Origin of the sequence: Sphingomonas sp. CFBP 13720 (genome assembly GCF_014842075.1) — a bacterium.
Lineage (GTDB): Bacteria > Pseudomonadota > Alphaproteobacteria > Sphingomonadales > Sphingomonadaceae > Sphingomonas.
The window spans coordinates 52,038-78,039 of the sequence record NZ_JACYVA010000004.1 but is presented as its reverse complement, the minus strand read 5'-3'; the positions used below and the strand labels follow the sequence as shown (position 1 = coordinate 78,039).

The window sequence follows — 26,002 nt, the reverse complement described above, 5'->3', positions numbered from 1 at the left end:
GTGTCACGCCGGGTCCGAAGCACGCCGGTGCCCCTCGGGGCTTGAAACGGGAATGCGGTGCGGGGTTTGCCCCTATGCCGCGGCTGTCCCTGCAACTGTAAGCGGTGAGCGAAGCCTGCACGCCGGTCCCTGGACCGGCAGCCACTGGGATATTCCCGGGAAGGCGCTGGCCGAGCGACGACCCGCGAGCCAGGAGACCTGCCGGCGCGTGGTCGCTCTTGCCCTGGCCCAGAGGAGGCCGAGGCCGGTTCTCCGTGTGGAGCGACGAACCTGGCGGCGGGGGCCGCATCGGGATCGTGAGCCGGGCGCGGGGTTGCCGCCGGGAACGCGATACCGACCGTTCGTCACGGCACGTCCCCGCCGCCGCGCTCCGTCACGGCACCCCGGGGAAGACCGATGTTCAAGACCATAGTTACCGTCGCCGCACTGCTGGCCGGCACCTCCGCCTTTGCACAGGCGCTGCCGGGCGAAGCGACAGCGACCGGCGATGCCGACACGATCCTCGTCACCGGCTCGCGCTCGCTTGACGGGACTCCCGCCGATCTGAACGGATCGTCGTTCACGCTGCTCGATGCGAAGGCGTTGCAGGATCGCCAGACGCGCGTCGTCTCCGACATCCTGCGCGACGTGCCCGGCGTCGCCGTCAGCCGGTCGGGCGGCACCGGCGGTCTGACGCAGGTGCGGCTGCGCGGGTCCGAAGCGAACCACACGCTGGTGCTGATCGACGGGATCGAGGCATCGGACCCGTTCCTCGGCGAATTCGACTTTGCCACGCTGATCGCCGACGACGTCGCCCGGATCGAAGTGCTGCGCGGTCAGCAATCCGCCACCTATGGCTCCGACGCGATCGGCGGCGTGATCCACTACATCACCGCCAATGGCGCGGAGGCACCCGGCGTGCGCGGCCGGATCGAGGGCGGGTCGTTCGGCACGGTCGGCGGGGCGGCACGCGTCGCGGGCGTGACCGGCGGGCTGGACTATGTCCTGTCCGGCGCGTTGCAATCGACCGACGGCACCCCGGCGGCACGTCGCGGCATCGGCAACGACGATCTGGGCGCGGACAACCGGCAACTGGCCGGCAAGCTGGCCTATAGCATCGCCCCCAACCTGCGGCTGTTCGCCACCGGCCGCTATGGCCGGTTGCAGGCCGATACCGCGCCGCAGGATTTCGACTTCACCTCGCCCACCTATGGCTTCGTGGTCGACGGCGACGACGCCACCACATCGCGCAGCTTCCTCGGCCTCGTCCGCGCCGAGCTCGACCTGATGGACGGCGCATGGACGCAGGCGGCGACGGTCCAGCTGAACGACACCCATCGCAGCGCACGATCGGGCGGCGACCTGACCTCCGACAATCGCGGCGAGCGGTTCAAGGCAGCCTATGACAGCACCGCCCGCTTCACCGGGGGCACGCTGCGCCACGCCGTGACGCTGGCCGCAGACTTCGAACGCGAGCGGTTCCGGTCGGTCGCGGTCTTCGCCCCCTCCCCCGCCAATGACGGACGCAGCACCGACAATGTCGGCATCGTCGGCGAATACGACCTGCGCGTCGGCGACGATATCGGCTTCGGCGCATCGCTGCGTCGCGACCTGAACGACCGGTTCGAGGATGCGACGACGTGGCGGGTCCGCGGCAGCTATGCGATCGTCCCCGCCCTGCGCATCCGCGCCGCCGCCGGATCGGGCATCAAGAACCCGACCAATTACGAACTGTTCGGCTTCGATCCGAGCAGCTTCATCGGCAACCCGAACCTGAAGCCCGAAAAGTCGGAAGGCATCGAAGCCGGCGTCGACATCGTCCCCGCCCCCGGCATGCGGATCGGCGCGACGCTGTTCCGATCGGTCCTGCGCGACGAGATCTTCACGACGTTCAGCCCGACCTTCGTCTCGTCCCCCGCCAATCGCACCAGCCGGTCGCGCCAGCGCGGCATCGAGGTCGCGGCGCACGCCCCGGTCGGCGCAGGGTTCCTGATCGACCTCGCCTACACCTATCTCGACGCGATCGAGGCGGAACGCGAGGAAGTCCGCCGCCCGCCACAGATCGCATCGGCCAACGTCACGTGGCGCGCACCCGCCGACCGGTTCGGCGCGACGCTGACCGCACGCTATAATGGCAAGACGTTCGATTCGAACTTCACCAACCTGCCGCTGGGACCACGGGTGCGACTGGACGATTATGTGCTGGTGAACCTTGCCGCCGATGCCAAGCTGACCGACCGGTTACAGGCGTTCGCCCGCGTCGAGAACCTGTTCGCGGAACGGTATGAGGACGTGTTCACCTATCGCACGCCGGGTCGCGCCGCCTATGCCGGCATCCGCGCCGGCTTCTGATGGACCGCCGCCGATCAGTGCGCGGGCGCGATCGCGTCGGCCAGCCGTTCGGCGGCAAGGACATAGGCGGGGCCGCCACACACGGTCCACGCCTGTGGCAGGTCGATCCGGCCGATCCGGCGAATCGCGGGATGGGCGAGCAGTTCCGTGCCCCGATCGACCACCGCCGCATCCTCGCTGCGCAGCAGCCGGTCGGGGCGCGCCGCGACCATTTCCTCCAGCGACAGTTGCGACAGCGCCGGCTTGCCCAGCCGCGTCGCCAGATTGACCAGCCCGACCCGGCCCATCAATTCGTCGACCAGCGTCCCCGACCCGGTCAGATATCCACGCCGCTGATAATCGGCGGCAACCCGGCCCCCGCCCGCCGCGCCGTCGATCCGCGCCAGCGCCCGGTCCATGCGCGCCACCAGCGCGTCGGCGCGCGGACGATGGCCGACGGCATCGCCCACCTGTCGCAACTGCGCGACGATATCGTCATAGCGCGCGACCCAGTTCAGCGGCACGGTGCGAAACTGCCGGTCCGGCAGCGCCGCGAGTGCCGGTGCGGGAAACCCGGCATCGGTCAGCACCAGATCGGGGGCAAGATGCAGCAGGTCTTCGGCGGACGCATCGATCACCGGCAACCGGCTGGCGCGCGCCGCCCCGGCGGACAGCGACGGATCGCGCGACAATCGCGTCAGCCCCGCAATCTGATCGTCGTCGGCCAGTGCCAGCAACTGCTGATCGGCGCACAGGTTGAGCGACACGATCCGCTGCGGTCGCACGGTTTCGGGCACAGGTCGGGTAACGGCCGGACCGCAACCGGCGAGCAACAGCAGCGGGAGCAGACGGCGCATCGGGCCAATGGGCCGGAGTTTCGTCGGAGGGCAAGCGGTTTCGGCGGGTCCGGGTTCCGCCCCGGCTTGGAGCGTCGGGCCGGATCGCCCCCCGCACGATCCTCGGGCCTGCGGGGCATGGTCGACCCGATGCCGGGGACCGTCGCGAAACGATGGCGGGGGGAGCATGCCCGGCACGCAACCGCTGCGGAGGAGAACGCCGCCCTCTACCAGCCTTTGGCCAATGCCCTTCCCCATGTCGGGAAGGAACTGGCGTGACCCGGGCCGTCTTCATTCTCCTGCTCGGTTGCCTCGTCGTCGCCGCCGTATCGCTGGCGGTCGGGCCGGTCGCGCTCGCCCCCGCCCGCATTCTCGCGGCCTTCGCCCATACCGACGACGTCGCCGCCACCATCCTGTTCCAGCTACGTCTTCCCCGCACGCTGGTCGCGCTTCTGGTCGGGGCGATGCTTGGCCTCGGCGGGGCGGCGTTGCAGGGCTATCTGCGCAACCCCCTCGCCGAACCGGCGGTGCTCGGCGCATCGAACGGCGCGGCGCTCGGGGCGGTCGTTGCGCTGTACTTCGGTCTCGCCGCCGTCCAGCCGCTCGCCCTGCCGCTGCTCGCGATCGTGGGCGCGCTGGTCGCGCTGCTGCTCCTGTTCGCACTGGCGGGACGGGGGGAAAGCGCGTTGACGCTGATCCTCGGCGGCATCGCGGTGTCGATGCTCGCGGGCGCGGGGATCAGCCTCGCGCTCAACCTGTCGCCCAATCCGTTCGCCGCGATGGAGATCGCGACATGGCTGATGGGATCGCTTGCCGACCGGTCGATGCAGCATGTCTGGATCGCGCTCCCCTGCGTCGCGATCGGCGGCGCGCTGCTGTTCGTCGATGGCCGGGCGTTCGATGCCCTGACGCTGGGGGAGGATGGCGCCCGAGCGCTGGGCGTCGACCTTCGCCGCGTCCGCATCCGGTTGCTGCTGGGGATTGCGATCGGTGTCGGCGGCGCGGTGGCGGTGTCGGGGGCGATCGGCTTCGTCGGGTTGATCGTGCCGCATTTCGTCCGGCCATGGACCGACCGGTCGCCATCCGCGACGTTGCTGCCGTCCGCGCTTGCCGGCGCGGTGCTGCTGACGCTGGCCGACACCGCCATCCGCGCTATCCCCACGCCGACCGAACTGAAACTGGGCGTCGTGACCGCGATACTGGGCGTGCCAGTGTTCCTCATCCACCTGTTGCGGGAACGACGGCAATGGTGACGATCGCATGCGACCGGCTGGCGGTGCATCTCGGCGGCCGGAGGGTTCTGGCGGACGTCACCGCCCGCTTCGTGCCCGGTACGATGGTCGGCGTGCTCGGCCCCAACGGCGCGGGCAAATCCACGCTCGTCCGCGCGCTGCTCGGGCTGGTCCCGACCGCAGGCGGCGTCACGATCGACGATCGGCCGATCACGGCGACAAGCCCGCGATCGATCGCGCGACAGGTCGCGTATCTGCCGCAGGGACAATCGCTGCACTGGTCGCTGTCGGTCGAACGCGTCGTCGCGCTCGGCCGCCTGCCGCATCTCGCCCCGCTGTCGCGCATGACCGCCATCGACCGCGCCGCGATCGCCGACGCGATGGCACAGGTCGATGTCACCGCGCTGGCCACGCGCGATGCGACGACGCTGTCGGGGGGCGAACGCGCCCGCGTCCTGCTGGCGCGCGCGCTGGCGCAGGGGGCATCGGCACTGATCGTCGACGAACCGCTCGCATCGCTCGACCCCCGCCACCGGATCGAGGTTGCGGCGTTGCTGCGTGCGCAGGCCGACGCGGGACGGCTGGTGATCGCGGTGCTGCACGATCTCGGCCTCGCCGCGCGAACCTGCGACCGGCTGTTGCTGCTCGACGGGGGACGCGTCGTCGCAGACGGCACCCCGGCAGAGGTACTGACGCCCGGCAACCTCGCGTCGGTGTTCGGCGTGCGGGCGTGGTTCGGCAAGAGCGAGGCCGGGCCGATGATCGTGCCCGTCGCGATCGAACGGGACATTCCGTCCCATTGACCCCCCCGCCCCGGCCCGCCACACCGCGCGCCATGGCTCCGTTAGACGAACAGCAATCCGCCGCCCGCACCTGGTTCGAATCGTTGCGCACGCGCATCTGTACCGCGTTCGAAGCGATCGAACGCGAAGCCGGCTCCGATGCCGCCTTCGACTATACCCCATGGGACCGCATCGACCCGTCGGGCGCACCCGGCGGCGGCGGCGTGCGTGGCGTGATGAAGGGACTCGTGTTCGAAAAGGTCGGCGTCAACGTCTCGACCGTCGGCGGCACGTTCGAGGGCGACTTCGCCCGATCGATCCACGGCGCGGCGGAAGACCCGCGCTTCTTCGCGACCGGGATCAGCCTCGTCGCGCACATGGCCAACCCACATGTGCCTGCGGTCCATATGAACACGCGGTTCCTTGTCACGACGAAGCGCTGGTTCGGCGGCGGCGCGGACCTCAACCCGCCGATCCCGTATCCACAGGACACCGCCGATTTCCATGCGACGATGCAGGCGGCGTGCGACGCGCACGATCCGGCCTTTCATCCGCGGTTCAAGGCATGGGCCGACGACTATTTCTACATTCCGCACCGGCAGGTTCATCGCGGCGTGGGCGGCATCTTCTACGACCATCTCGACCGGGACTTCGACGCCGATTTCGCCTTTACCCGCGACGTCGGCGATGCGTTCCTGCACATCTATCCCGACCTCGTCCGGCGGCGGATGCACCAGCCGTTCGACGTTGCGGACAAGGCGCGACAGCTCGAATGGCGCGGACGCTATGCCGAATTCAACCTCGTCTACGATCGCGGTACGTTGTTCGGGCTGAAGACCGGCGGCAATATCGATGCGATCCTGATGAGCCTGCCGCCGCTCGCGACGTGGAGTTGATATGGCGCTGATCCCGGTGGCGGACGGCGAAGTCGCGACGGTCGTCACCTCGCTGGAAATGGTCGCACGCCCCCGGCCCGCCCCGCTGCCCGAATCGCCGCTGCGGCTGGTGCGGTGGGAACGCCCCGCGCCCGACCGCTATCGCGCGCTGTTCCGGCGGGTCGGCGGACCATGGCTGTGGTTCTCGCGGCTGGTGATGCGCGACGATGCCCTGACCGCGATCATCCATGATCGGGCGGTTCGCATCTGGGCCGTGGTCGACCGTGCCGGGATCGAGGTCGGCATGCTCGAACTCGACGGGCGGCATGCCGGCGCGTGCGAACTGTCCTATGTCGGGCTGGTCCCCGAACTGGCGGGCAAGGGTCATGGGCGCTGGTTGATGGCCAACGCCCTCGCACTGGCATGGGGACCGGGCGTCGTGCGGGTATGGGTCCACACCTGTACGCTCGACCATCCCGGCGCGCTGGCATTCTATCGGCGCTCGGGGTTCGTCCCGTATCAGCGGACGGTGGAAACCTTCCCCGATCCGCGTGTCACCGGCATCCTGCCGAACGACGCCGCGCCGCATTACCCCTTGCTGGACAGCGCGCGATAGACCGTTGCGCGGACCAGCGTGAACGCGATCGTCATCGCCGATCCGACCGCCGCGACCGCCGCCGCCAGCATCGCGGCGGTCACCGGATTGCCGCCGCCCGACGATACGATGCGCGCGGTCGCACTCAGCAACAGCACCACCATCTGTCCGGTGAAAAAGATCAGCCCCGACAGCGACAGCAGTTGCAGGACGTTGCCATGCGTCAGCGCGACAGCGTGGCGGATCGCATCGCCGAATGACCGTTCCCGTTCCGCCATCAGCACCGGCAACACGACGAACACCCGCCCGATGACATACAGCATCGGGACGAACAGCATGAAGAATCCGGCTACCTTCGCCAGACTGACGACGACCATCGCCGCGATCAGTATCGGCAGGCGCCGCAGCGCGTCGCGCAATGCCGCCCCCACCGTCGGCCGCGCCGGATCGAGCAGCAGCGCCAGCAACACGCCGATGCCGGTCAACTCCGCCGCCAGTTGCAGGATGAACCAGTGCGCGTTCGCGGAAAGGACGTCCGCATATGCGCGTATCGCCTCTTCGGGCGCGACGTCGCCGGCGGGTGGCCCGCCGCCGGTGGTCATGAACAGCGCGGCGGCAAGCGTCGGCAGAAAGAAGAAGACGCCGGCAACCGCGACGATCACGTCGCGGTCGCGGCGCCAGATGCCGAGTGCCTCGCGGCACGCGGCGCCAGAATCGATTTTCATTCGAACACGGCCGCCTTGTCTTCTTCTCCGACGATCCCGCGATAAAGCTTGCCGATGAACGCCGACTGGAACAGCGCCAGCGCCGCCGAAACGGCAGAGATGGCGATGGCGATGACGACCGCACCGATGCTGACCGGCGATTCGGCATCGCTGAACAGCGCGAACACCGCGCCGAACACCGCGCTGACCGCCATCATCGCGACGCCTGCGACGATGGCATAGAGGATCAGCACCCCGATGAGCTTCAGCGCCATTCCGCGCGTCAGGGCGAAGGCGCGCGGGATCGCACCGGCACCACGCCGTTCCAGCGCCACTACCGCCGTCACCGGCAACAATCGTGCGAACAGCCACAGCAGGAACGGGCCGACCAATACGAAATACAGCGCGGCCGGGCCCAGCGCGGCGAACTGTTCCGGGGCCGGTTCGGCTCCCGCCGCGAGGCCGGCGAAGTCGAACCCGCTGCCCATCGCGATCAGGACACCGGGCAGCATCGCCACCGCGACGATCAGCAGCAGCAGGATCGATACCCCGACCAGCGGCAGAAACCGGCGGGTCGCGATATCGCGTGCGATCGCGCCGGTGGCGCGTCCCCCCTCCAGCGCGGCCAGCGCGGTGATGAACAGCCCACCCCACAGCGACACGATCGACACCGCCAGCGTCAGTATCCCCAGCGCGATACGCGTACCCGTCGCGCCGTCCTGCCCCAGCCCTTCCAGGCTGCCGGACACGACGCCCGGCAGGAACTGGGTGATGATGACGACCGGCATCACGGTGCCCAGATGGCTGCGCACGAAATCCACCGTGCGGTCCCATGTCGTGCCGATACTCACCATCGTTGCGCTCGCTCCACGATTGTCCGAAGGCCGTGCTGTACCCATAGTGTCATAGAATGAAAATGGCCCCCGATTCTCCCTTTGTCCCACCCTGCGCCACTGCCGAGCGTATCGAATGGCGCGTGACCCACGGTCAGGTCGAATACCCACAGGCGTTGGCCGAGATGGAAGCGCGCGCCACCGCCGTCGCCGACGGGACGGCGGACGAACTGGTCTGGCTGCTCGAACATCCGCCTTTGTATACGGCCGGAACCAGCGCCGATCCGGCCGAACTGCTCGATGCCCGCTTCCCGGTATTCGCCGCTGGACGCGGCGGACGCTATACCTATCACGGTCCGGGACAGCGGATCGGATATCTCGTGATCGACCTGAACAAACGCGGCCGCGACGTGCGCCGATTCGTCCACGCGGTCGAAACCTGGGTCATCGATTCTCTGGCGATCCTGGGTATTAAAGCCTATGCCGTACCCGACCGGATTGGAATATGGACAGCCGATAGCGGCAAAGAAGCAAAAATCGGCGCCATCGGCGTGCGGGTGCGGCGATGGACCACACTGCATGGATTTTCGATCAATCTTTCGCCCGATCTGACGCATTTCGGCGGAATTGTGCCATGCGGCATTGCCGAATACCCGGTCACGAGCGCCCGGGATTTGGGAAAGACGATCTATCCTAGCAACTTCGATCAAGCTCTTGCCACAGGATTGCCCGCTTTTCTCCACAGTTTGAACGCGTGTGCGAAAACGACACTTGAGGCGGGTGGCCCGTTCGACTAACGTCCAGAGCGGATTGGGTATTAACGGCGATACAACGCCGCCTTATCCATTGCTTAGGGAGCTTCTATTATGCGTGCAATTTCCAAGATGCTGACCGGTTCGCTCGTCGCTGCAGCGGCACTGACCCTGTCGGCTTGCGGTGGCAACACCGAAACCGCAGCTGACAACGCCACGATCACCGACCTGAACTCGACCGAGATGATGGACGGCACGATGTCGGACAACATGACCGCCGTTGACGGCACCATGGGCAATGACACCATGATGATGTCGAACGACAGCATGATGTCGAATGACAGCATGATGATGTCGAACGACATGGGCATGACCAACGCGATGTAATCCACCGTTCTTCGGTGATTATGAAGGGGCCGTCCGGGCGACCGGGCGGCCCTTTTCACGTCGGTCGTACCGGAGCGCCGAATCCGGTTTGCGATCGTTACGCCTGCATGCGCCGAACCGTGGGCGGAATGCGCAAGATTGGGCTTGGGCTGACCGCGAAAACTCCGTAACCGTCACGACTTGCGAAAGCGCCGATCCGCGCTTGAGAGAGGTTCTGATGAGCGTAGTGCGTATCCTTGCGGCGGCGGCCGCAGCCACCCTTTCGATCGCGGCAACGCCCGCATCGGCCCAGTTTTTCCTCAAGCCGCTCGACCTCGACGGTGCGCGCGTAACCGGTGCCGAACCGGGCGTGACCACGCAGGCGCTGCCTGGCGCCACGCCCGAGGAGCTTCGTGCCGCGGTGCTGTGGAACCTGCGCGCCGGCCTGAATGTCGCCGCGCTCCAGTGCCAGTTCGAACCGACGCTGCTAGCGTTGTCCAGCTACAATGCGCTGCTCTTCAACCACGCCGACGAACTGAAGAAGAGCTACGATCTGATCGCCGGCTATTTTCAGCGGACGGCCGGCAAGGGGCGGGCGGGGCAGACCGCGTTGGACCAGTTCGGGACGCGCGTATATTCCAGTTTCTCCACCGTGTCGGCGCAGCTGGGCTTCTGTCAGGCTGCGGGTGAGATCGGTCAAGAAGCGGTTTTCATCCCCCGCGGGTATCTGGGCGAATTCGCCGAGCTTCGCATGCGCAAGATGCGCAATTCGCTGACCGCCTATAGCGAACAGCAGTTCACCCGGAACCTCGGCTATGTCCGCCCGGTCCGGCTGTACCAGTTCGAAAACCGCAAATGCTGGCGCAAGGGCGTGTGGCAGACGAAGCGCTGCGGGGCGTTTCCGATCTGACCGACGGCGTTCCGAGGATGAATCCGAAACCGGACCAAATGCTTAAAATTCTCGGAACAAACCCGCCGAAGTCCCGTTATGCAATGCGGATAGCGACCTTATGCCCCCCCCGCTTTCGCTATCCAAGACAGGGCCCGGTGGGTGTGAACCCTCCCCCCCCCGGTAACACCGCCGGGCCCACATTTGCCGTATAGAATACAGGCTCCGCAGGTCCTTCCCCCGACCTGCGGAGCCTTTTTCGTTGTGGCAGGTCATTGGTCGCCCGGAACGAAACGCCGCGTCGTACATTCCTTTGCCGACCGCGGGGCGACCCGCAGCACATGGAGGTTATGATGCGCAAGATTTTCAGCATGGTCATAGTCGCAGGCGCATTGGCCGTCAGCGCATGCAACACCGTTGAAGGCGTCGGCAAGGACGTATCGTCGGCGGGCGACGCGGTTTCGGGCGCAGCCAACGAAACGAAGTAAGCCGTCCAGGACGGGTGGAACAGGCGGTTCGGACGATGTCCGGGCCGCCTTTCTTTATGGGCGCTAGGCGCGAGCCGGGCGCCGGGTGCCGGGTGCCGGGTGCCGGGTGCCGGGTGCCGGGTGCCGAGCTTGACCGCCCGGGCGATGACGAAGGGCGACCCGCTACCGCGCGCATTACCCGTTCATGATACGACGGAAACGTTAGCCGGTCCCGGCGAGGCCGGTCACTCGGCTTCGGCGTCCGCCGTTTTCGGATCGCGCTTCGACCGCCGTTTTTCCGTGAACCAGATCGCGATCAGCGCCAGTTCGTAGAGCACGATCAACGGCACCGCGAGCAGGAACTGCGACCCGATGTCGGGCGGGGTCGCGACCGCCGCGACGGCGAACGCGCCGACGATCGCATAGCGCCGCGCACCGACCAGCTGCTTGCGCGTGACGATCCCCGCCAGCTCCAGCAGCATCAGCAGCACGGGCAACAGGAACGCCAGCCCGAACGCGAACAGGAATTGCATGACGAACGACAGGTAGTTCGCGACCGACGGCAATGCCTCCTGCTGCACGCCGCCCAAATTACCCTGATATCCCAGCAGGAAATGCAGCGCGACCGGGATGGTCACGTAATAGGCCAGCGACGCGCCCGCAATGAACAGGATCGGCGTCGCCAGCAGGAACGGGAACAGCGCGCGGCGTTCGTTGCGATACAGTCCCGGTGCGACGAACTGCCACAACTGGTTCGCGATCACCGGGAACGCAAGCATCATGGCAGCGAAGAACGCGACCTTGATCTGGACGAAGAACGCCTCGAAAATCTGGGTGAAGATCACCTTCTTCTGCCCTGCCGCCAGCAGCGGCTGAACCAGAAACGCGAAAATCTGTTCGGAGAAATAGAAGCAGAGCGCGAACGCGAGCGCCAGCGCCACCGCCGAATAGAGCAGGCGACGGCGAAGCTCGATCAGATGGTCGAGCAGCGGGGCCTGGCTCTCGTCGATCTCGCTCATGACGCGGCCTTGGTGTCGGCGGCGGGGGGCTGGTCGGACGGCCCTTCACGCACTTCCGGGCGCTCCACCATCACCGGTGCCGACGGATCGGCATCGGATGGCGGTGGCGAAGCATCGGCATCGTCCTGCGGTACGAATGGTTCGGGCGGCGGCGGCGAAGGCGCGTCGACCGGATGCATCGATCCGGCGGCCTGGTCCTCCACCGGATGTTCGCGCATGATCCGGGCGTTCTCTTCCGCCCATTTCTTTTCCATTTCGGCCAACTCCGCCTCACGGACCATCGTGTCGAAGCCCGATCGGAACTGACGCGCGACACCGCGCGCCTTGCCGACCCAGTGGCCGACGAAACGCATCGCCTTGGGCAGATCCTTGGGACCGATGACGACCAGCGCCACCAGCGCAACGACCATCAATTCGGTAGGAGCGATATCGAACATCGGCGCTCGGATTCAGGCGCGGGCGGGCGAACCCGCCCCGCACCGGGGTTTGGAATAGCGGATCAGCGATCGTCGCGCGGACGATCGGCGTCGCGCGGCGGTTCTGCCCGCAACGGCTCGCGACGCACCGGATCGGCATCGTACGCCGCATCGGCCGCACGCTGCTCGATCCGCTCGCGCGGACGCGCCGGCGGCACATCGTCGTCCTCGGCCATTCCCTTCTTGAAGCTCTTCAGCCCCTTGGCGACATCGCCCATCATGTCGGAAAACCGCCCCTTGCCGAACAGCAAGAGAATGATGACGCCGACGATCAGCCAGTGCCAGATGCTAAGACCACCCATCGACCATACTCCACGGGAAACTCGAATTCGGGTGCCTTAGTCGCTATCGTCGCGGCTTTCCAGCGCGCTCGCGACCGCGTCGTCGATTGGGTCGAGCAGCCCCGCCGCCCGCAAATCGTCGATTCCGGGAAGGTCGCGCCGGCTTGTCAGCCCGAAATGGTCGAGGAACGACGGTGTGGTTGCGTACGTGAGCGGACGCCCCGGCACCTCGCGCCGCCCCGCCGGTCGGACCCAGCCTGCCTCCAGCAGCACGTCGATCGTCCCTTTCGATATCTGGACCCCGCGAATCGATTCGATATCGGCGCGTGTCGCAGGCTCGTGATACGCGATGATCGCCAACGTCTCGATCGCCGCACGCGACAGGGGTCGCGGCCCGGCGCGCTCGCGACGCAGCAGGTGCGCCAGATCGGGTGCGGTTTCGAAATGCCAATGATCGCCGCGCCGTACCAGCACGAAACCCCGCCCGGCCTGCGTCCGCTCGATCGTGCGAAGCGCGCCGGCGACGTCGCCTTCGCCGACATGCGCGCGGACCTGAGCGGGCGTCAGCGGCGTCTCGCTGGCGAACAACACCGCCTCCACCGCGCGGACGAACGGGTCGGTCATGCGATCCGCCGGACGTCGATCGGCGCGAACGGCGCATCCTGTCGCAATTCGACCCGCCCCTGTCGCGCAAGTTCCAATGTCGCCACGAAGGTCGATGCGAGCGCCGATCGCCGGAACAGGGCGTCGCGATCGACCGGCAGGAAGCGTTCGATCGCGGTCCATTCGATCGGGCTACCGAGCAATTGCTCCACGCGTCGCAGCGCTTCGTCCAGCGTCATGACCGGTCGCGTCGCGACGACGTGCAGGACCGGGCGGCTGCGCGCGCTGACGCGTCCGTAGGCCGCGATCAGATCGTACAGCCCCGCCTGCCATGCCGTGGTGCGGATACTGTCCAGCCCTTCGGGATCGCCCCGCCGAAAGACATCGCGCCCGATCCGGTCCCGCGCCATCAACTGCGCGCCTGCTTCCCGCATCGCGCCCAGCCGTTCGAGCCGCAGCTGAAGCCGCAGCGCCAGTTCCTCCGGGTCCGGGTCCATGTCCGGCGTGCGCGGCAGCAGCAGTGCCGATTTGAGATAGGCCAGCCATGCGGCCATCACCAGCAAGTCCGCCGCAAGCTCCAGCCGCAGCGTCGCGGCACGATCGATCCATGCCAGATACTGTTCGACCAGCGACAGGATCGACAATTGCCGCAGGTCGACCTTCTGCGCCCGCGCCAGCGACAGCAACAGGTCGAGCGGCCCTTCCCACCCGTCCAGTTCGATCGTTAGCGCAGGAATATCGGCGTCCATTGCGCCCGTCCTATCGAACCGACCGACGTGCCGTCACCGATATTCGTGCGTCACGTCCTGCTTGCAGCCGTGCAGCATCACGGCCCGCCCGTCGCGACATTCGGGCATCGCCGTGATCCGTACCCAGCGCCGCGCGGTATCGAGCGGGCGTAACTCGGCATCGATCGTGAAGCCGCGCCGGTGACGGATGGCGTGTGCGCGCAGGCGTTCGACGGCCGACCGCGACAGATCCTCGTACAACGACAGGGTAAGACCGCGATCGGGCACCGTCCCCGGCGCCATGCCGAACAGCCGATAGACCGGCGACGTCCATGCCAGGCTGTCGTCCGAAAGGTCGCAGCGAAACATGGCGGGGCATGGCTGTCCGCTCGCGGGCAGCAGCAGGCCGTGATCGAACCGCTGGCCGCGTTCGAACAGCGGCCAGCTATGGTGCAGCGGTAACGGTTCAGTGGGCAGCAACGTGGTTCTCCGGCGATCTCCGGTGCGATAGCCGCCAGACGTTACGATGTCGTATCGATCATGCCAGTGTGAGCAACTGGTCGCGCGTTGCCACCAGATCGGCGAACGCCGCGTCGTCGGCCGTCCCGATCGTCGCCATCGCCCGGTCGAGCCGCGCGCGCGACGGTGCCGCGATGCCGCCCAGCCGCGTGGCGATTGCTTCCATCTCGTCCATCCGTGCCCAGCAATCGAGCACGATGTCGCAGCCGGCATCGATCGCCGCCGCCGCCTTGTCCGCCGGCGACCCCGACAACGCTTTCATGTCGATATCATCGGTCATCAACAGCCCGTCGAAGCCGATGCGTCCACGGATCACGTCGGCGATGACCGTCGGCGACAGCGTGGCGGGGCGCCGCGCATCCCATGCGTCGAACACGACATGCGCGGTCATCGCCATCGGATAGCGCGCGAGCGTACGGAACGGCGCGATATCGCGTTCCAGTTCGTCAGCTGACGCCGATACCCGTGGCAGTTCCAGATGGCTGTCGACCGTCGCCCGGCCATGTCCGGGCATATGCTTGACGATGCCCACAACCCCCGCCGCCGCCAGTCCGTCGAGCGTCGCACGGCCCAGCGCCGCGACCTGCATCGGATCGGCACCATAGCTGCGGTCACCGATCGCCGCCGTCATTCCCGGTTGCGCTACGTCGAGCAGCGGCAGCGCATCGACGGTGATCCCCGCTTCCGCCAGCATCAGACCCAGCGCATGGGCGTTCGCCCGCGCCGCCGCGATCGCCGACGACGGTGCCCTGGCATACAACGCTGCAAAGGCAGCGGGCGCGGGGAAGTCCGGCCATTCGGGTCCACGCATCCGCGACACCCGTCCGCCTTCCTGATCGATCAGGATCGGCAGGTCGGTGCGACCGGACAGGGACCGCAGGCTGTCGGTCAGCGCGCGCAATTGCACGCGGTCGACACAGTTGCGCCCGAACAGGATGTAGCCGGCCGGATCGGCTTCACGAAAGAACGCCGCTTCGGTCGCGGTCAGGACGGGGCCGGAAAGGCCGAAGATCACAGGCTTCATCGGCATCGCGCTATCGCAAGCGACGGGGGCCGTCCACCGGCCCCCGCCCCGTCACCGCGCGACGAAACAGTTTTCGCCCGCCAGCTTCAGCTTGGCGCAGAGTTCGGACGCCTGCCCCGCGCTGCCGCCATTGACGCGCAGGCGATACACGGTGCGGCCCTTCACTATCGCGGGCTGCACCGCTTTACCCAGCGGTGCCAGATACGCGAACCGACGCGACAACTGGTTCCATGCGACGTTGGCCAATGCCTCGCTGGGGAAGGAGCCGAGCTGGACCACCGATCCGCCGCCGCCCGGCTGCACCGCAACCGGTGCGGCCGATGCCGGTGCACGTGCCTCCAGCCGCGTCGTAGAGGTCGGCACGGCGGTTTCCACCCGACCCGCCGCGCCGGTTGCCTGCGCCTTGGGCTGTGCGCCCGCGCGGGCATCGACCGGGGTTTCGGGTACGGCGTTCAGGTTGACCGACGCGTTGCCGGTCGCGCCTTCGCTGGTCGCGATGGCGGTATCGGCCTGCCCTGCGACCTGCATCCCGTCGGTGCCCTGCGCCCGGACCTTGTACGGACCTTCGGGCGCATTGATGATCGCGCCGGTCCCGCTCGCGGTCGGCGACCCCTGATGCCGTAGCAGCGCAAAGGCGATGGCGGCGATCGTCAGCAGCCCGACCAGCACGATCAACGCCGTCCGCCACACCGGCCCGGCGGGTTCGGGGTCCGGGTCGGCGCTTTCCAGCCATGGCAGGCGATCGTGATCGGCATCGCCATGGGCCATCGTATCGGCCATCATTTCATCTCCTCGACCGCCTCGACACCCATGATCGCAAGGCCGTTGCGAATGATCTGCCCGATCGCGCGCGCGAGGAAAAGCCGCGCGTGCGTCAGGGCCGGATCGTCGGGCTGGAGATAGCGGCGCGACGGATCGTCGTTGCCCAGATTCCATGCGGCATGAAACTCCGCCGCCAAGTCGTAGAGATAGAATGCGATACGGTGCGGTTCGCGCGCTGCCGCCGCGCTTTCGACCACGCGCGGAAACTGCGCCGCACGCTTCACCAGCGCCAGTTCGACCGTATCGAGACGGGACAGATCGACATCGGCCGTCGTCACGATCCCCGCCTCTGCCGCGCGACGCACCAGCGAATGCACGCGGGCATGGGCATATTGGACATAGAAGACCGGATTGTCCTTCGACGCCTCGACCACCTTGGCGAAGTCGAAATCCATCTGCGCATCGGCCTTGCGCGTCAGCATGGTGAAGCGGACCACGTCCTTGCCGACCTCGTTCACGACGTCGGCCAGCGTGACGAAATTGCCGGCGCGCTTCGACATCTTGACCGGTTCGCCACCGCGCAGCAGGCGCACCATCTGGACCAGCTTTACGTCGAACCGGGTCTTGCCCTCGGTCAGTGCCTGCACCGCCGCGACGATGCGCTTGACGGTGCCGGCATGGTCGGCGCCCCATATGTCGATCAGCTGGTCGACGCCCTCCGCCTTCTGGAAATGATAGGCGAGATCGGCCCCGAAATAGGTCCAGCTCCCGTCCGACTTGCGGATCGGGCGGTCCTGATCGTCGCCGAACCGGGTCGAGCGGAACAGCGGCAGTTCGACCGGTTCCCAATCGTCGGGCGTCTCGCCCTTCGGCGCTTCGAGCACGCCGTCATAGATCAGGTCGCGGGCGCGCAGCCATGCCTCGGCCGCCTCGGGCTTCTTGGCCGCCTGCAACTCGGCTTCGGACGAGAAGATATCGTGACGGATGCCCAGCAGCTTCAGGTCGGCGCGGATCATGTCCAGCATCGCCGCGACCGCGCGCGTGCGGAACAGCACCAGCCATTCGTCCTCCGGGGCCGCGACATAGCGGTCGCCGAATTCGGCGGCCAGCGCCTGACCCACCGGCACCAGATAATCGCCCGGATACAGGCCTTCCGGGATCGTGACGTGCTCGCCCAGCGCCTCGCGGTAGCGCAGGTGCACCGAACGGGCGAGCACCGCGACCTGCCCCCCGGCGTCGTTGACGTAATATTCGCGGATGACGCGCGCGCCGTTCCATTCCAGCAGGCTGGCCAGCGCGTCGCCGACCACCGCGCCGCGGCAATGGCCCATGTGCATCGGTCCGGTCGGATTTGCCGAGACATATTCGATGTTCACGACGCTTCCCTGCCCCGCCGTCGATCGGCCATAGGCGTCGCCCGCCTCCGCGATCGCGGTCAGTTCGCCACGCCACGTGTCGTCGGTCAGCGTCAGGTTGATGAAGCCCGGACCCGCGACCGAAACGCTGGCGACTTCGGGCAGGCCCGCCAGTTCGGCGACGACCAGTTCGGCCAGCGCGCGCGGATTGGTCTTGGCCGGTTTCGCCAGCACCATCGCCGCGTTCGTCGACAGGTCGCCATGGCTGGTATCGCGCGGCGGTTCGACGGTGATCGCGCGCCGTTCCAGCCCCGCCGGCAGATCGCCGCGAGCGACCAGCGCATCCAGCGCGCGGTCGAGATGGGCAAAGAAACGGGGGTAGAGCGTCATGGCAATTCCGGTCAGTCGATAGGAACGCGCCGCTTAGCCGAGTTAGGACGGGGGTGCAAAATATGTCGGATGCCCGGGCCAGCCCGTCAGAACCCTTCGGGCAGGTCGATCGGCCCGACGACATCGCGGTAGCACCGCACCGCGAACCGGTCGGTCATGCCCGCGATATAGTCGGCGATGTGGCGGCTGCGATCCGGTTCCGCATCGGGCAGATCGCCGCGCCAGCCCTCGTGCATCAGCGCAGGGTCGGCATGATAGGCCGCGAACAGCCCGGCCACCACTTGCCGGGCAGTTGCCGCCGCCGCCAGCTGGCGCGGGTGGTGATACAGGTTGGCGTACATGAACCGTTTGAGCACCCGCTCCTGCTCCGCCACCTCTGCGGAAAAGTGCGAAAGGCACGTACCAGCCGCCCGGACGTCGGACACCGTTTCCACGCCCGCCGCCGCGACCCGGCGGCGGGTCTCGGCGATCAGGTCGTTGACCATCGTCCCGATCTGCGACCGGGTGAGTTCGCCGACCAGTCGTTCTGGCGCAACATCGGGGAAGCGCGCGCGAACACCGTCCCATCCCGCCGCGACGAACGGCACCGACAATAGCTGGTCGAGCGTCAGCAGTCCGGCGCGCAACCCGTCGTCGATGTCGTGATTGTCATAGGCGATATCGTCGGCGATCGCCGCGACCTGCGCCTCCAGCGACGGCCATTCGTCCAGCCGCAGTCCATGCGCCGCATCCGCCGCCGCCAGCGCCCAGCCGGGGCGGGCGATCGGGCCGTTATGCTTGGCCAGCCCCTCCAGCGTATCCCAGGTCAGGTTCAGCCCACGCCAGCGCGGATAGGGGCTGTCGAGACGGGTCAGCGTCCGCAGCGTCTGGCCATTATGGTCGAACCCGCCATGCGCCGCCATCGCCGCTTCCAGCGCGTCCTCCCCCGCATGGCCGAACGGCGGATGCCCGATATCGTGGGCGAGGCACAGCGCCTCGGTCAGATCCTCGTTCAGCCCCAGCGTCCGCGCGACCGCACGGCCGATCTGCGCGACCTCCAGGCTATGCGTCAGCCGGACGCGGAAATGGTCGCCGTCGGGCGCCATGAACACCTGTGTCTTGTGGCGCAGCCGACGAAAGCTGATCGAATGGATGATCCGGTCGCGGTCGCGCTGAAACGCGTCGCGCGGTCCGCGACTGGCATCGCCGGGTTCGGCGTGAAGCCGCCCGCCATGTCTCAGCGGGTCGGCGGCATGCGGAGCCTTCATTTAACCGGAACCCGCGCGACCTTTTGTCCCGCGACACTGGTGAACGCGAACGACGACAGTCCGTCGCGACGCAGCGTATTGACGAAATCCTGTGCGGCGTCATCGGTCGGGAACGGGCCGGCGAGCAGCCGATTGGTCGCGCGCAGCGGCGTGGTCCACGCCTGCTTCGCCTTCAATGCCGGTGCCTTGGCGATGAGCGCGCGCCAAGCCTTTGGCAGGTCGGCAACGTTCGCGCCGCCCGCGACCTGTACCCAGTGGCGCGCGGGATCAGCGCGCTTCACGTCGGCAGCCTTCTTCGCTTCAGCCGCGCGAGCGGCGTCTTCGGCCTTTTTCGCGTCGGCCAGCTTCTTTGCATCCGCTGCCTTTTTCAGGGTCGCGGCGCGGGCTTCCGCCGCCTTGCGCGCGGTGGCGGCGCGGGCTGCCTCCGCCGCAGTCGCCTCGTCCTCGCGTGCCTGTGCGGTCCGACGGGCCGCTTCGGCATCCGCCGCAAGCGTCGAGGCGGCCGGCGTCGGGGCGGCCGACGTGGGCGGCATCACCCCCAGTTCGGCGGCAGGGATGTCCAGATTGCGGATGATGCGCGCGAGGACTTCGTCGGTATCGCCACGTGCCGCGACGACGGTAGCGGCGGGCGAGGCCGCCGGGGTCGTTGGTGGCGGGGGCGCGGACGCGACCTGTGTCGGCGGCGCGACGGGCGGCACCGCAGCCTGTGCCAAGCGATCGCGTTCGGCCAGCGCGGCGGCGGCGACGCGGCGTTCTTCCGCCTGTCGTTCGGCGACGCGTGTCGCCTCGATCCGCATCGCTTCGTCCAGCCGTGCCTTTTCGGCCTGTTGCGCCGCGAGCAGGCGGGCGTCGCGATCGCGCTGCGCCTGTGCGGCTTCCGCCTGCGCCAGAGCGGTCAGCCGGGCGGCTTCGTCGGCGCGTGCCTTCGCCAGTTCCTGCGCCTTCTGATCGGCGATCCGGCGCGTCTCGGCCAGTTGCGTCGCTTGCGCAGCTTCGGCCTGACGGCGTTGTTCGGCGCGACGCTGCGATGCGGTCGGACGCCGCACTGGCGTGGCGGTGACGGTCTGCGCCGGCCTTGCGACGGACGCCACCGCGACGGGCGCGGCGGCGACCGCTGCCGGCAGCGGCGTCACCGCCGGGGCAAGCCGGGCATCCGCGAGGCGTTCCGGCGTCGGGGCCAGCCGCCCGAAATGCACGGCAAAAGCGCGATCCGCCGCCGCCAATTGCGGCAACCTGCGAAAGAACGGCGCGAGGCTCGCTCCGAAACCGGGCAGCATCGTGGCAGCGATCCGGTCCGCCCCCGCCGCGTCGCCCGACATCGCCAGCACGCAGGCGCGCACGCGCCACGCCGCACGGTCGTTGCGGCGCAACAGCGGGTCGAGCAACGCAGTCGCCCCCGCCACGTCGCCGGAAATGCCCATCGACAGCGCCAGCCGCCGCGTCACTTCGTCATCATCGCCCTGCGCCAGTGCCAGCCGATAGTCGCGCTGCGCGTTGCCGGGATGCCCGAGCAGATCATAGGCCAGCCCGCGTTCGGCGGCATATCCCGCCATCGCCAGCCCGGCGCGCTCGGCGGTCTGGAACATCGCCAGCGCCTCGCCCGGCCGCTCCATCGTCACCAGTGCCGCGCCCCGCGCCGCCGCGATGCGCGGATCGCCCGCCGACACGCGTTCGGCACGCGCGAGGAATTGCATCGCCGCCTCTGCATCGCCCAGCTTCGCGCTCAACCGCCCTGCCTCGACCAGCGCGGACAGGTCGTTGGGACTGCGGCCAAGGATCCGCATCTGTTCCGACAGGCGATCGGCATTGGGGGTCAGCGGCTGGACGATCGCGCCCGACTGCGCCGCCACCGGCAACGGCGCGGCGACGAGCAGCAACAGCAAAGCGGAGGGCGGAAGGAGTCGGGTCATGGGCCGGATCGCTAAACCACGAAGGAACAGGGCGGGGAACGACGCGCCGCCGGTCGAACGACGAAGCGGGCGACGACAACGACGACCGGAGGACCGTTACGATAGAATATGCTTCGCGCGACGCATAGCGCACGACAGGCGTCCGCGATCACGGCGCAAACGAAAGGGCGCACCCCCGGCAGTTGCCGGCAATGCGCCCCTACGTCCAGCGGACCGTATCGGTTACTGGTTGTTCTGCCGATGCAGGAAGCGCGGGATATCCAGCGGCTCCTTCGCATCTTCGCCGCCGCGCGCCGGGGCACGACCGGCATTGGCCATCCGTTCGAACAACGTCCCGCCCGGCTTGCGCGCGGGTGCCGAGTCGTCACGCGCGGTGTCGGCCCGCGCCGGTTCGGCCGGCGCTTCGGGGTTCAGCCACCGACGACGACCATCGCCCGGCGTCGATCCGAAATCGCTGGCGGGGACCGGTGCCGGTGCCGGCGCAGCGGTGTCGGCACCAAGGACCAGTTCGTCCTCGTCGGCCGGGGCCGGCTTGGGCTTGTCATAGGTCGAATGCGGGACGACACGTTCGGACGCCGACGGCTGGCTGGCGCCCTGCGGGAACCGGTCCAGCGGTGCGGGCGCGGGGGCTTCCTCCAGATATTCGGCGGCGGCACCGCTGGGTTCGATCGGCGCAGCGGGGCGACGCTGCGCATTGAACGAAAACGCGCGGGTCGGTTCGGGCTGGGCCGGCTGGGCCACCGCCTTCGACGGCATTTCGTCCTCGATCCCGGTGGCGACCACCGAAACGCGGATCTTGCCTTCCAGCTCGCTGTTGAACGCCGAACCCCAGATGATGTTCGCGTCGTCGTCGACCAGTTCGCGGATATGGTTCGCGGCCTCGTCGACTTCGAGCAGGCGCATGTCGTCGCCGCCGGTGATCGACACGATCACGCCCTTCGCACCGTTCAGCGACACGCCGTCGAGCAGCGGGTTGGCGATCGCCTGCTGCGCCGCTTCGATCGCGCGATTATCGCCCTCGGCCTCGCCGGTGCCCATCATCGCCTTGCCCATTTCCTGCATCACCGACCGCACGTCGGCGAAGTCGAGGTTGATGAGCCCGGGCATGACCATCAGGTCGGTGATGCCGCGCACGCCCTGTTGCAGCACTTCGTCCGCCATTTCGAACGCCTGCTTGAACGTCGTGTTGGCGTTGGCGATCAGGAACAGGTTCTGGTTCGGAATGACGATCAGCGTATCGACGTACTTCTGCAGTTCCTCGATACCCGCATCGGCCGACTTCGCGCGACGCTTGCCCTCGAACGCGAACGGACGCGTGACGACGCCGACGGTCAGGATGCCCATCTCGCGCGCGGCCTTCGCGATGACCGGGGCCGCACCGGTGCCGGTGCCGCCACCCATGCCGGCGGCGATGAAGCACATATGCGCGCCTTCAAGGCTCTTCTGGACCGATTCGATCGTCTCTTCGGCCGCCGCACGACCGATTTCGGGCCGGCTGCCCGCGCCCAGACCCTGCGTGATCTTCGCACCCAGCTGGATACGCTGCGGTGCCGCCGACTGCTTCAGCGCCTGCGCATCGGTGTTCGCGACGAGGAACTCGACGCCCTGCACTTCTGCCCGGATCATGTTGGCGATGGCGTTGCCGCCCGCCCCGCCGACACCGATCACGGTGATGCGCGGGGTCAGCTCGTCCACTTCGGGGGCCAGAAATTCGATGCTCATCACTCGGTCTCCCAGACCCGGTCGTCACCGGGCGCAATTCATTAAAAAGGGTTGTGCATCAAGCCGCCGGGCGATCCTAGTCCCCGCGCGCCGTAATGGTAACAATATCGTCAGTAGTTTGTCCGGAAGGCGGTAAGCAAGCGCTGGAACAACGCCCCGCCGCTCGGCCGCGACACCATCTGCTGCGTCGGTTGCAGCGCGCGCAGGTCGACCGGGTCCGACGCGGCGAACATCGCCAGCCCGGCCAGCGTGGCGAAACCCGGTCCCGAATGCGCCTCCGGCAACGCACTCAGCCCACGTGCACGTCCGACGCGCACCGGGCGGCCCAGCGCCTGTTGCGCGTAATCGGCGATGCCCTTCAATTCGGCCCCGCCGCCGGTCAGCACCACCTGTCGCCCGACCGGGTCCTCGAAATTCAACCGGCGCAGTTCCTTGCCGATCTCCGCCGTCAGCCGGTCGAGCCGTTGGCGGATCACGCCGATCAACTGCGCGCGGGTGATCGGCGTGGTTTCCGAATCCTCGTCGGTGCGGACCGGCGCGACGTCGATCATGTCGTGATTGTCGCGCGGACTCATGTTGGCCGAACCATAGAAGCATTTCAGCCGTTCGGCCTGCGCACGGTTGGTGCCGAACGCGGACGCGACGTCATCGGTGATGTCCGCCGCCCCCATCGCGATCGACGCCAGCCCGGTCAGCACGCCGTTGGCAAAGACCGATACGTTGGTGATTCCCGCGCCGATCTCGACCAGCGCGACGCCCAGTTCGCGCTCCTCCTCCGACAGGCACGCCAGCCCGGTCGCCACCGGTGCGGCGACGATCGAGCGCGTTTCGAGGTGCGCCGAACGGACGCACAGGTCGAGGTTGCGCACCGGCGAGCCTTCGGTCGCGACGACGTGGATCTCGACGCCCAGCCGGTCGGCGTGCAGTCCCATCGGGTCCTTCACCCCGCCAAGACCGTCGAGCGTGTAGCGCATCGGATGGGCGTGCAGCACCATCCGCTGTCCGGGATCGATCGCATTGCGACCGGCCTTCAACAGCGCATCGATATCCGACTGTTCGACGCGGTGGCCGCCGAGATCGACCTCCAGCTTGACGATGTCGGACACCAGCCCGCCCGCCGAAAAGCTGACCCAGACGTCCTCGATATTGAAGCCGGCGATGCGTTCGGCCTGTTCCACCGCCTCGCGCACCGCCGTTTCGGTCGCCTTCATGTCGGCGATATAGCCGCGCTTGACGCCCCGGCTCTCGCGCTGGCCGGTGCCCAGCACGGTCAGTTCGCCGCCGTCGCCCTTGCGCGCGATCAACGCCGATATCTTGGACGTGCCGATATCGAGTGCGGTAATCAGTCCTTCCGGTGCCGTCTTCGCCATGGTCGTGCCCCCCGTCTAATCCGCGGCGTTCGTCGCGGTCATGTTCGTCGCGGTGATATCGGCGCCAGCGTCGCCATCGTCGGTTCCGTCGTCGGTCAGACCCTGCGCACTGCGCCGCATCTTTACCACCAACTGGTTGGGATCGCGCAGGTCGAACCGTTCATAGCCCTTGCCCAGCAATCCGACCGTGCCGTCCAGCTGCGCGAACTTGACCAGCGCGCGCGCCGACGCGTCCTCGCCTTCGGGCAGGACCAGCCGTTCGCCGGTGCGAAACACCACGTCCCAGCGCCGGTTGCCGACCCACACCGCCGCCTTGACCACGGGTTTCAGCGCCGGCGCGGCGGCCATCAGCCGCTTGTACGCCGGTTCCTGTGCATTGGCCCCGTCGCCGATCACCAGCGGCAGGCGCGGCATCTGCGACGCCTCGACCCCGTCGAGCAGCACGCCGCCCTCGTCGATCAGCATCAACTGGCCCTTGTTCTGCCACACCGCCGCCGGATCGCGCTCGACCACGTCGACCACCAGCGTGTCGGGCAAGCGCCGCGACACGCGGGCGTCGGCGATCCAGCCATATTCCAGCAGCTTCTGCCGCGTGGCGTCCAGATCGACCAGCGGCATCGCCCGCGAACGCTGGTCCAGCGCGACGGCATAGACCGACGTCGCGTCCATGCGCTTCAGGCCGCTCACCTCGATCTGTTCGACCCGAAATCCGGCGGCCCCGACCGCTTCCGCCGCCGCGACGCCGACCGCGCCGAACAGGCCGAACCAGTTGGCCAGCGCGAGCGCGATCGCGCCTGCCCCGGCGGTCAGCGTCCATCCGACGATCCGCCGCGCCGTCGCCGCACCACCGGGCAACGCCGCCACCGCCTGATCGAGCACCGATACCCGCACCGGGCGCTTCGGCTGGACGCGGCGCTTGGGTTTTACGGTGCGCGACTGGACGACGCGCTTGCCGGTCTGCGTCATCGCATCGCCTCCGCCACGATCCACGCGACCAGCGCTTCGTAGCTCATGCCGACATGCCGCGCCTGTTCGGGGACGAGGCTGAGCGGCGTCATGCCCGGCTGGGTATTGGTTTCCAGCACGAACAGGCCGTCGATCCCGCGTTCGTCGTCCCAGCGGAAGTCGGTGCGCGACGCCCCCTTGCACCCCAGCACGCGGTGCGCGGTCACCGCCCATGCCCGGCAAGCGTCGGCGATATCGTCGGGGATCTGCGCCGGACAGACATGTTCGGTCAGCCCGTCGGTATATTTGCTGTCGTAATCGTAGAACCCGCCCTTGGGCTTCAGTTCGGTGACGCCCAGCGCCCGGTCGCCCAGCACCGCCGTGGTCAGTTCGCGCCCGCGGATGAACGGTTCGGCCAGCAATTCGTCGAAGTCGCGCCACGGCCCCTTCGCATCGCGCGAGATCGGGTTGCCGTAATTGCTCTCGTCCGTGACGATCGCGACGCCGACCGACGACCCTTCGCTGACGGGTTTCAGCACATAGGGACGCGGCAGCGGATCGCGTTCGAACAGTTCGGCGGTCGGGACGATCCGTCCGCCGGGCATCGGCACGCCCGCCGGGACCAGCGCCTGTTTCGTCAGCACCTTGTCGATCGCGATGACCGACGTGGCGAGGCCGCTATGCGTATAGCGCAGCCCCATCAGGTCCAGCATCCCCTGCACCGTACCGTCCTCGCCGGGCGACCCGTGCAGGGCATTGAACACCAGATCGGGCTTCGCTTCGGTCAGACGCGCGGCGACGTTGCGGTCCATGTCGATGCGGGTGACGCGATGACCGAGCGACTCCAGTGCGGCGGCGACGCCGGCACCCGACATCAGCGACACTTCGCGCTCCGACGACCAGCCGCCCATCAGGACGACGATGTGCAGGGGGTCGGTCACGCGTTCGGTTCCTTATCATATCCCAGGCAAACAAAGCCGTTCGGTTCGAGCAGCTTCGAGCTCGACGCG

Annotated in this window: 27 protein-coding genes and 1 riboswitch; of the genes, 9 read left to right on the top strand and 18 right to left on the bottom strand. The window is 67.8% G+C overall.

The window, feature by feature from the left end; genetic code table 11:
* Nucleotides 1-8: 8 nt before the first annotated feature.
* Nucleotides 9-220, top strand: a riboswitch (cobalamin riboswitch).
* Nucleotides 221-396: 176 nt separating this feature from the next.
* The gene (locus tag IFT55_RS10105) at nt 397-2,331 is read left to right on the top strand and encodes a TonB-dependent receptor plug domain-containing protein (protein ID WP_192091672.1); all 1,935 of its coding nucleotides are present in this window, start codon (nt 397-399) and stop codon (nt 2,329-2,331) included.
* A 14-nt stretch (nt 2,332-2,345) separates the two neighbouring features.
* Here IFT55_RS10105 and IFT55_RS10100 read toward each other — a convergent pair whose 3' ends face one another.
* Nucleotides 2,346-3,167: an ABC transporter substrate-binding protein gene (locus IFT55_RS10100; protein WP_192091670.1), complete on the bottom strand. Its 822-nt coding sequence runs from the start codon at nt 3,165-3,167 to the stop codon at nt 2,346-2,348.
* 254 nt (nt 3,168-3,421) lie between these two features.
* Here IFT55_RS10100 and IFT55_RS10095 point away from each other — a divergent pair, with 254 nt between their 5' ends.
* Genes IFT55_RS10095 through IFT55_RS10080 form a run of 4 tightly spaced genes read left to right on the top strand, consistent with a single transcriptional unit; the run spans nt 3,422 to nt 6,651 of the window.
* Nucleotides 3,422-4,399: a FecCD family ABC transporter permease gene (locus tag IFT55_RS10095; RefSeq protein ID WP_342029281.1), complete on the top strand. Its 978-nt coding sequence runs from the start codon at nt 3,422-3,424 to the stop codon at nt 4,397-4,399.
* Nucleotides 4,393-5,181: an ABC transporter ATP-binding protein gene (locus IFT55_RS10090; RefSeq protein ID WP_192091666.1), complete on the top strand. Its 789-nt coding sequence runs from the start codon at nt 4,393-4,395 to the stop codon at nt 5,179-5,181. Before IFT55_RS10095 ends, IFT55_RS10090 begins: the two co-directional genes overlap by 7 nt.
* A 32-nt stretch (nt 5,182-5,213) precedes the next feature.
* Entirely contained in the window at nt 5,214-6,056 is an 843-nt protein-coding gene (gene hemF / locus IFT55_RS10085; protein WP_192091664.1) for an oxygen-dependent coproporphyrinogen oxidase, read from the top strand.
* A 1-nt stretch (nt 6,057) separates the two neighbouring features.
* A complete protein-coding gene (locus IFT55_RS10080; protein WP_192091662.1) occupies nt 6,058-6,651 on the top strand; it encodes a GNAT family N-acetyltransferase in 594 nt (197 codons plus the stop codon).
* Here the strand turns inward: IFT55_RS10080 and IFT55_RS10075 are convergent.
* The gene (locus tag IFT55_RS10075) at nt 6,624-7,355 is read right to left on the bottom strand and encodes a hypothetical protein (RefSeq protein ID WP_192091660.1); all 732 of its coding nucleotides are present in this window, start codon (nt 7,353-7,355) and stop codon (nt 6,624-6,626) included. The two genes, IFT55_RS10080 and IFT55_RS10075, sit on opposite strands and share 28 nt — an antisense overlap.
* Complete coding sequence (locus IFT55_RS10070; protein ID WP_192091658.1) at nt 7,352-8,188, bottom strand: hypothetical protein; 837 nt, start codon at nt 8,186-8,188, stop codon at nt 7,352-7,354. Before IFT55_RS10070 ends, IFT55_RS10075 begins: the two co-directional genes overlap by 4 nt.
* 62 nt (nt 8,189-8,250) lie before the next feature.
* Here IFT55_RS10070 and lipB point away from each other — a divergent pair, with 62 nt between their 5' ends.
* From lipB to IFT55_RS10050, 4 genes are all read left to right on the top strand, one after another.
* Nucleotides 8,251-8,964 (top strand): lipoyl(octanoyl) transferase LipB, encoded by a 714-nt coding sequence (lipB, locus tag IFT55_RS10065; protein WP_192092078.1) that lies wholly within the window; start codon nt 8,251-8,253, stop codon nt 8,962-8,964.
* A 69-nt stretch (nt 8,965-9,033) separates the two neighbouring features.
* Nucleotides 9,034-9,306: a hypothetical protein gene (locus IFT55_RS10060; RefSeq protein ID WP_192091656.1), complete on the top strand. Its 273-nt coding sequence runs from the start codon at nt 9,034-9,036 to the stop codon at nt 9,304-9,306.
* A gap of 217 nt (nt 9,307-9,523) precedes the next feature.
* Nucleotides 9,524-10,195 carry a hypothetical protein gene (locus tag IFT55_RS10055; protein WP_192091654.1) on the top strand — a complete coding sequence of 224 codons (672 nt, stop codon included), beginning with the start codon at nt 9,524-9,526 and terminating at the stop codon, nt 10,193-10,195.
* Between the two features lie 332 nt (nt 10,196-10,527).
* Nucleotides 10,528-10,662 carry an entericidin A/B family lipoprotein gene (locus IFT55_RS10050; protein ID WP_192091652.1) on the top strand — a complete coding sequence of 45 codons (135 nt, stop codon included), beginning with the start codon at nt 10,528-10,530 and terminating at the stop codon, nt 10,660-10,662.
* A 224-nt stretch (nt 10,663-10,886) separates the two neighbouring features.
* Here IFT55_RS10050 and tatC read toward each other — a convergent pair whose 3' ends face one another.
* The 15 genes from tatC to IFT55_RS09975 all read right to left on the bottom strand — a co-directional run bounded on the left by tatC (nt 10,887) and on the right by IFT55_RS09975 (nt 25,933).
* Nucleotides 10,887-11,660 (bottom strand): twin-arginine translocase subunit TatC, encoded by a 774-nt coding sequence (gene tatC / locus IFT55_RS10045; protein WP_192091650.1) that lies wholly within the window; start codon nt 11,658-11,660, stop codon nt 10,887-10,889.
* On the bottom strand, nt 11,657-12,097 hold the full coding sequence (tatB, locus tag IFT55_RS10040; RefSeq protein WP_192091648.1) for a Sec-independent protein translocase protein TatB: 441 nt from the start codon (nt 12,095-12,097) through the stop codon (nt 11,657-11,659). The genes tatC and tatB overlap by 4 nt, the downstream gene beginning before the upstream one ends.
* A 62-nt stretch (nt 12,098-12,159) precedes the next feature.
* Entirely contained in the window at nt 12,160-12,438 is a 279-nt protein-coding gene (locus tag IFT55_RS10035; RefSeq protein ID WP_192091646.1) for a twin-arginine translocase TatA/TatE family subunit, read from the bottom strand.
* Between the two features lie 36 nt (nt 12,439-12,474).
* Entirely contained in the window at nt 12,475-13,041 is a 567-nt protein-coding gene (gene scpB, locus IFT55_RS10030) for an SMC-Scp complex subunit ScpB (protein ID WP_192091644.1), read from the bottom strand.
* Nucleotides 13,038-13,769 carry a segregation and condensation protein A gene (locus tag IFT55_RS10025; protein ID WP_192091642.1) on the bottom strand — a complete coding sequence of 244 codons (732 nt, stop codon included), beginning with the start codon at nt 13,767-13,769 and terminating at the stop codon, nt 13,038-13,040. Before IFT55_RS10025 ends, scpB begins: the two co-directional genes overlap by 4 nt.
* 33 nt (nt 13,770-13,802) lie before the next feature.
* Nucleotides 13,803-14,228, bottom strand: a complete 426-nt coding sequence (locus IFT55_RS10020) for a hypothetical protein (RefSeq protein ID WP_192091641.1) — start codon at nt 14,226-14,228, stop codon at nt 13,803-13,805.
* A gap of 58 nt (nt 14,229-14,286) precedes the next feature.
* Nucleotides 14,287-15,291 carry a beta-N-acetylhexosaminidase gene (gene nagZ, locus IFT55_RS10015; protein WP_192091639.1) on the bottom strand — a complete coding sequence of 335 codons (1,005 nt, stop codon included), beginning with the start codon at nt 15,289-15,291 and terminating at the stop codon, nt 14,287-14,289.
* 51 nt (nt 15,292-15,342) lie between these two features.
* The gene (locus IFT55_RS10010) at nt 15,343-16,071 is read right to left on the bottom strand and encodes an SPOR domain-containing protein (protein ID WP_249403753.1); all 729 of its coding nucleotides are present in this window, start codon (nt 16,069-16,071) and stop codon (nt 15,343-15,345) included.
* Nucleotides 16,071-17,798, bottom strand: coding sequence for an arginine--tRNA ligase (argS, locus tag IFT55_RS10005; RefSeq protein WP_192091637.1), 1,728 nt, complete (start codon nt 17,796-17,798; stop codon nt 16,071-16,073). The genes IFT55_RS10010 and argS overlap by 1 nt, the downstream gene beginning before the upstream one ends.
* An 86-nt stretch (nt 17,799-17,884) precedes the next feature.
* Complete coding sequence (locus IFT55_RS10000; RefSeq protein WP_192091635.1) at nt 17,885-19,045, bottom strand: deoxyguanosinetriphosphate triphosphohydrolase; 1,161 nt, start codon at nt 19,043-19,045, stop codon at nt 17,885-17,887.
* Nucleotides 19,042-20,955 (bottom strand): SPOR domain-containing protein, encoded by a 1,914-nt coding sequence (locus IFT55_RS09995; protein WP_192091633.1) that lies wholly within the window; start codon nt 20,953-20,955, stop codon nt 19,042-19,044. Before IFT55_RS09995 ends, IFT55_RS10000 begins: the two co-directional genes overlap by 4 nt.
* A gap of 222 nt (nt 20,956-21,177) precedes the next feature.
* A complete protein-coding gene (gene ftsZ, locus IFT55_RS09990) occupies nt 21,178-22,677 on the bottom strand; it encodes a cell division protein FtsZ (RefSeq protein ID WP_192091631.1) in 1,500 nt (499 codons plus the stop codon).
* Between the two features lie 110 nt (nt 22,678-22,787).
* On the bottom strand, nt 22,788-24,047 hold the full coding sequence (ftsA, locus tag IFT55_RS09985; RefSeq protein WP_192091630.1) for a cell division protein FtsA: 1,260 nt from the start codon (nt 24,045-24,047) through the stop codon (nt 22,788-22,790).
* A gap of 15 nt (nt 24,048-24,062) precedes the next feature.
* Nucleotides 24,063-25,013: a cell division protein FtsQ/DivIB gene (locus IFT55_RS09980; protein WP_192091628.1), complete on the bottom strand. Its 951-nt coding sequence runs from the start codon at nt 25,011-25,013 to the stop codon at nt 24,063-24,065.
* A complete protein-coding gene (locus tag IFT55_RS09975; protein ID WP_192091626.1) occupies nt 25,010-25,933 on the bottom strand; it encodes a D-alanine--D-alanine ligase in 924 nt (307 codons plus the stop codon). The genes IFT55_RS09980 and IFT55_RS09975 overlap by 4 nt, the downstream gene beginning before the upstream one ends.
* Nucleotides 25,934-26,002: the final 69 nt, after the last annotated feature.

Coding starts and splice junctions, on each gene's coding strand:
- IFT55_RS10000 (WP_192091635.1), bottom strand. CDS start 19,045: ATGAAGGCTCCGCATGCCGCCGACCCGCTGAGACATGGCGGGCGGCTT.
- argS (WP_192091637.1), bottom strand. CDS start 17,798: ATGACGCTCTACCCCCGTTTCTTTGCCCATCTCGACCGCGCGCTGGAT.
- tatC (WP_192091650.1), bottom strand. CDS start 11,660: ATGAGCGAGATCGACGAGAGCCAGGCCCCGCTGCTCGACCATCTGATC.
- IFT55_RS10055 (WP_192091654.1), top strand. CDS start 9,524: ATGAGCGTAGTGCGTATCCTTGCGGCGGCGGCCGCAGCCACCCTTTCG.
- IFT55_RS09980 (WP_192091628.1), bottom strand. CDS start 25,013: ATGACGCAGACCGGCAAGCGCGTCGTCCAGTCGCGCACCGTAAAACCC.
- IFT55_RS10010 (WP_249403753.1), bottom strand. CDS start 16,071: ATGGCCGATACGATGGCCCATGGCGATGCCGATCACGATCGCCTGCCA.
- ftsA (WP_192091630.1), bottom strand. CDS start 24,047: ATGGCGAAGACGGCACCGGAAGGACTGATTACCGCACTCGATATCGGC.
- IFT55_RS10075 (WP_192091660.1), bottom strand. CDS start 7,355: ATGAAAATCGATTCTGGCGCCGCGTGCCGCGAGGCACTCGGCATCTGG.
- hemF (WP_192091664.1), top strand. CDS start 5,214: ATGGCTCCGTTAGACGAACAGCAATCCGCCGCCCGCACCTGGTTCGAA.
- IFT55_RS10050 (WP_192091652.1), top strand. CDS start 10,528: ATGCGCAAGATTTTCAGCATGGTCATAGTCGCAGGCGCATTGGCCGTC.
- IFT55_RS10035 (WP_192091646.1), bottom strand. CDS start 12,438: ATGGGTGGTCTTAGCATCTGGCACTGGCTGATCGTCGGCGTCATCATT.
- IFT55_RS10100 (WP_192091670.1), bottom strand. CDS start 3,167: ATGCGCCGTCTGCTCCCGCTGCTGTTGCTCGCCGGTTGCGGTCCGGCC.
- IFT55_RS10105 (WP_192091672.1), top strand. CDS start 397: ATGTTCAAGACCATAGTTACCGTCGCCGCACTGCTGGCCGGCACCTCC.
- IFT55_RS10080 (WP_192091662.1), top strand. CDS start 6,058: ATGGCGCTGATCCCGGTGGCGGACGGCGAAGTCGCGACGGTCGTCACC.
- IFT55_RS09995 (WP_192091633.1), bottom strand. CDS start 20,955: ATGACCCGACTCCTTCCGCCCTCCGCTTTGCTGTTGCTGCTCGTCGCC.
- tatB (WP_192091648.1), bottom strand. CDS start 12,097: ATGTTCGATATCGCTCCTACCGAATTGATGGTCGTTGCGCTGGTGGCG.
- IFT55_RS10060 (WP_192091656.1), top strand. CDS start 9,034: ATGCGTGCAATTTCCAAGATGCTGACCGGTTCGCTCGTCGCTGCAGCG.
- nagZ (WP_192091639.1), bottom strand. CDS start 15,291: ATGAAGCCTGTGATCTTCGGCCTTTCCGGCCCCGTCCTGACCGCGACC.
- ftsZ (WP_192091631.1), bottom strand. CDS start 22,677: ATGAGCATCGAATTTCTGGCCCCCGAAGTGGACGAGCTGACCCCGCGC.
- IFT55_RS10090 (WP_192091666.1), top strand. CDS start 4,393: ATGGTGACGATCGCATGCGACCGGCTGGCGGTGCATCTCGGCGGCCGG.
- IFT55_RS10070 (WP_192091658.1), bottom strand. CDS start 8,188: ATGGTGAGTATCGGCACGACATGGGACCGCACGGTGGATTTCGTGCGC.
- scpB (WP_192091644.1), bottom strand. CDS start 13,041: ATGACCGACCCGTTCGTCCGCGCGGTGGAGGCGGTGTTGTTCGCCAGC.
- IFT55_RS10025 (WP_192091642.1), bottom strand. CDS start 13,769: ATGGACGCCGATATTCCTGCGCTAACGATCGAACTGGACGGGTGGGAA.
- lipB (WP_192092078.1), top strand. CDS start 8,251: ATGGCCCCCGATTCTCCCTTTGTCCCACCCTGCGCCACTGCCGAGCGT.